Source organism: Planktosalinus sp., assembly GCF_059864935.1.
Genome location: NZ_JCBCCK010000306.1, coordinates 1 through 4,559 on the forward strand (window position 1 = coordinate 1; position 4,559 = coordinate 4,559).

The window sequence follows — 4,559 nt, forward strand, 5'->3', positions numbered from 1 at the left end:
AGGTCAGGGTCAATGGTGAGCAGGCGGTACTGATACTCATGCAACTCTTTAAAATTGCTTTCAAAGTAGGTTTCGCGTATCTCTTGCATATTCACCGGAGCCACAAGCAAGAGGAACTGGTAGCTGGATTCAATTTCAGTGAGTTGTTGGTCTATTTTAAAGACCTCATCGTGAATTTTGCGTTTCCCTAGCGCAAAATAATTGCTGATGTCTGAAGTGGTTTGCACCCGCAGAAAATCAAAGATGGCTTTTTGAATGGCTTCCGTAAACAAATCCCTGAACTTCCTAAAAAAAACAGGATATAAAATGCCATTGCGGTCGCGGTAAATCGGTGGGATTTCAAGTGCAATCCAGACGGCTCCATGCATTTTGGCTTCTTCAATATCCACAAGGGGTTTCCGGCCTTTTTCCTGCCGGATTTTGGTTCTTTTTATTTCCGCTTTAAGCGGAAGAATATTAAGTTTTTCCGGAAGTATTGAAAGTTCTCCTTTGAGCACATCAAGGGTGGTGGGCAATTTATGGGCAGGGCCTTTTATGATAAAAGTGTCGCTTGATTCGTTGCCGCTGTAAATTTCAAAGAGCAGATAAGTAGTGTATTTTTTGGAAAAATACCTTGCCAGTTTATAAATCAATTCCTGATAAAATTCAAAACTTTCAGTACCAATAATCAAGTAAGAACCGATGCTTTTGGCCAGCCTTTTGGTGCCCCTGTCTTCATCCTTATCTTTTTTACGGTAAATAAGTATAAAAGGGAACTTCTCATCCAGATGCAAAAAACCGTCACCGGGCAATGTTGTTTCAACACGACCGTCATCCACAAGGGATTCCATGATATACTCGATACTTGGGGTAGTATGTGTGGTTGTTTTAGTCATTGTTTTGATGTTTACCTCCAGATCATCAGGTACAGCAGTACCAAAATGGATTAAATATGAAAGCTAAAAAAAAATTAGCCGTATTTCCTAAAAAATATCCTAATTAGGGTTTCTTTGGCATTCTCTCAAACAGGGAACGGGAGTCATTTTAGATAAATGAACCTTTAAAGTAAGGCTTTTACAAATAAATTTATTTTTTGTAAGCTTCCCTGTAAGGGCTCCAGATTTCATAAATAGGGTCGCCCTTGGAGCTTTTTCCTTTGTGGTGCCATTTGCCGTCTTTGATTTCAAACTGAAATTGCAGGCTGGCGCCCACACGGCTGATGTCACGTGAGAAAAAGGTGATATTTTCGGTATAAACTCCATTTTGGGCACTATATGTACCTCCGCCCGTACCGCTAAACTCTTTGGATGCCGAGTTGAAAGCAATCCATTGAAAGCGTCCGCCACTTAGTATTTTGACGGTTCTTCGGTCACCGGGGGTCATAGTGTTCATCGCTCCGCTACGCTCACGGCCGGTGATGACCCAGTTGCGGCTGAGGGCATCGGTTTTTTCAGACAGGCGCTGCCAGGTTTGGGTATGTCCTCCGGAACTAAGCTCTAGCTGGTCGTCTTTTAAAGTTGCCCTAAAGTTAGTAGCCACATCAATCCGCTGCGGACTTCGGGTATTGAAGTCCTGGGTTTCTGTGTAGTTTCTGCCTTTGAGGGTGTACTCACCGCCATAGGCATATAAAAAGGTATTGGAAGCGGCTTCTTTGGCGCCCACAGCAAAATAACCGTCCTGATAGATGGCGATGACTTCGTTTTTGGTGAGCATTTCTCCGTTTTCATGGGTAAGCTGCCAGGAACCTACTAAGCTTTGCGCGAAAAAGGTGGTGGCAATCAATAGGCTGAACAAAGTAAAAAACGCTTTCATAACACAGTGAAATTTAGATTTCTACTAAAATACAAAAGATTTTTGAGACTTTGTAATGACTTAAAGTGATATTGTTTCTCGCAAAGGCCGCAAAGGTTAACCGCAAAGAAGGAAGCAAAGAATTTTAAAACTAAATACTTCGTACTTTTAACTTCTTACCTCTAACTTCAATCTTTCACTCCAAATTTCTTCAAAATATCTTCCATCAAACACCATTTAGTAATGGAAGATTGCAAAAGGTTTACGCCGACAAAAGCGGTAAACCAAAGCCAGTTGATATTGACATAAACTGCCAGCAACAAGCTGATGATAATAAACGTGCCTGCAACGGCTCTAATGATTCTGTTTAACATAGATATTTGTTTTTAAGTTATTTATTTTTAAAATGTTCAGAACTGGAAAAAGTTATATCACAAAGTCACGCAAAGATTCCACAAAGTTTCACAGAGAAATTCGTCTTATGTCTTAAGTCCCTCGGCCGCCATAGGCTTGCCGACGGCGATGCTTGCAGTCCAAAGTCAAACTTCAAACTTTGTACTTCTAACTTCTAACTTTAGATAGCTCTTTCAATCGGTACCACAACAGCCCGCACCGGGTTGTTTGTTTCCAGGTTTTGATTGTACTCGGTGACCAGGGTAAAAAACGCATCAATATTGGCCTCATCCGTGAAGGAAAATACCATAAGCGACTCACTGCCGCCTTTTTCTCCGGGAAACCAGCTTTGGGCCGCGATGAGCGAACTGTTTCCGTTTTTGTAGCCGTCGATTTCTGAGGTGCTAAACGCCTCGATCCCGGCTTTCTTGAACAGTTTGAGAACGTCTTTCTGAAATTCCTCCACTGCTGTTACAATTAATAGTTTCATTTTTTTGAGTTTTAGTATTAAAGGGTTTCACCGCCTTGCGCTTCAAAGCTTCAGGCGACGAAGCTGCAAAGAAGCGCAAAGACTTCCGCAAAGCCCGCAAATTTTTTGTACTGTGTCTTTCAACACATCTGACCACTGACCACTGCCACTGATCACTATTTTCTTAGCGTTTTGGCGCCTTTGCGAGAGTTAGTTTGGTTGCTCGCAAAGCCGCAGAGTCGCAAAGTATTGTCCTAAGTCATAAGTCCTGTAGTCCTAAGTCATAGACGTACAAAATCTCTTTTCTCTATTCTATTTTCTCTTCTCTCTTTTCTTCAATTTCAACAACAACTTCCGGATACTGCTTCCTCATAATGATATAATACACCAGCGGCACAATCAACAAGGTCAGGAAGGTCGAGCCAATCGTTCCACCGATAAGTGAAATGGCCAGTCCCTGGAAAATAGGGTCAAAAAGGATGACAAAAGCACCAATTACTACTGTTCCTGCGGTGAGTAAAATGGGCGTGGTACGCACTGCGCCGGCTTCAAGTATCGATTGCTTTAACGGGATGCCTTCTTCCAGCCGCAGGTTGACAAAGTCAATAAGCAGCACCGAGTTCCGCACCATAATCCCCGCCAGGGCAATCATCCCTATGAATGAGGTGGCTGTAAAGAACGCGCCCAGTATCCAGTGCCCCAGCACAATACCAATCATCGACAACGGTATGGCCACCATCATCACTATGGGTGCTTTCAGGTTTTGGAACCAACCAACAATCAATAAATAGATAATCACAATCACACCTAGAAAGGCAATACCCAGATCGCTGAATACTTCCAGCGTTATCTGCCATTCACCATCCCATTTCACGGTATAATCGTCTTCCCGGTCGGGCTGACTGGCATAGAGTTCGTTCATTTTATATCCTTCCGGAAGCTCAATGGCTTTTAGCTTGTCTTCCATACCCAGTATGGCATAAACAGGGCTTTCCAGTTTTCCCGCCATATCAGCCAGTACATAGACCACACGCTTTTGGTTTTTGCGGTAGATGCTTTTGGGCAGGGTACTTTCGTTGATGGTTACCAAGTCGCCTATGGAAACCATATTCCCTTGTTGGGAAGTGATTTGAATTTGTGCAATGGCCTCCGGACTGGCTTTTTCCTGTTCGTCCAGAGCCAGCAAAATGCCCACGCGCTCTGTGGCGTTTTCGTCATAGAGGTAGGTCAGGGCTCTTTCGCCCAAAGCCATATGCATGGTATGCACGATTTGCTGTGGCGCAATGCCATAACGCATCGCCTTCTCCCGGTCGATGTCATAGACATACTCCACCTGGTCGGCCTCTACCATCCAATCGATATCGACTACGTCTGTGGTGTTGTGCAGGATGTTTTTAACTTCGCCGGCCACTCTTATTTGTTCGTCATAATCAGGGCCGTAAATCTCGGCTACGATGGTACTCAATACCGGAGGTCCGGGTGGTACTTCCACCAACTTTACATTGGCGTCATATTGGGAAGCTATTTTCTGTATGTCCGGACGCAACAACTTGGCAATGTCGTGACTTTGCAATTTGCGGTCGCCTTTGTCTGTGATGTTCACCTGTATGTCTGCCGTGTTTGATGCACCTCTTAAATCATAGTGACGCACCAAACCATTAAATGTTATGGGTGCCGAAGTGCCTACATAAGCCTGGTAGTTGACCACTTCAGGACGGGTGGACAGGTATTGGGCAATTTCCTGAGTCACCACATTGGTGCGCTCCAGCGTAGTGCCTTCGGGCATATCAATGACCACCTGAAATTCGTTTTTATTGTCAAAAGGCAGCATTTTCACCAATACAGACTGAGTAAAAAACATACTCACCGAACCCAGTAACAGGACCGCAGTTACAATAAGTGCCAGACGGCGTTTCAGCGAACTCTC

Annotated in this window: 4 protein-coding genes and 1 pseudogene; all 5 read right to left on the minus strand. The window is 44.0% G+C overall.

All coding sequences use genetic code 11. The annotated features are described in order from the left end of the window. Positions 1-875: pseudogene (locus AC6F75_RS09925) on the minus strand (flavohemoglobin expression-modulating QEGLA motif protein); the annotation flags it as partial. A gap of 190 nt (positions 876-1,065) precedes the next feature. Continuing rightward, positions 1,066-1,791 (minus strand): hypothetical protein, encoded by a 726-nt coding sequence (locus AC6F75_RS09930; RefSeq protein ID WP_500714871.1) that lies wholly within the window; start codon positions 1,789-1,791, stop codon positions 1,066-1,068. Between the two features lie 167 nt (positions 1,792-1,958). Beyond that, complete coding sequence (locus tag AC6F75_RS09935; RefSeq protein ID WP_500714872.1) at positions 1,959-2,144, minus strand: YgaP-like transmembrane domain; 186 nt, start codon at positions 2,142-2,144, stop codon at positions 1,959-1,961. Between the two features lie 200 nt (positions 2,145-2,344). Continuing rightward, complete coding sequence (locus AC6F75_RS09940; RefSeq protein WP_500714873.1) at positions 2,345-2,653, minus strand: hypothetical protein; 309 nt, start codon at positions 2,651-2,653, stop codon at positions 2,345-2,347. Between the two features lie 286 nt (positions 2,654-2,939). Continuing rightward, on the minus strand, positions 2,940-4,559 hold a 1,620-nt coding region (locus AC6F75_RS09945), incomplete at its 5' end, for an efflux RND transporter permease subunit (RefSeq protein WP_500714874.1).

Excerpts from the sequence above, each read along its gene's own strand:
- AC6F75_RS09930 (WP_500714871.1), bottom strand. The coding sequence starts at position 1,791 with ATGAAAGCGTTTTTTACTTTGTTCAGCCTATTGATTGCCACCACCTTT.
- AC6F75_RS09940 (WP_500714873.1), bottom strand. The coding sequence starts at position 2,653 with ATGAAACTATTAATTGTAACAGCAGTGGAGGAATTTCAGAAAGACGTT.
- AC6F75_RS09935 (WP_500714872.1), bottom strand. The coding sequence starts at position 2,144 with ATGTTAAACAGAATCATTAGAGCCGTTGCAGGCACGTTTATTATCATC.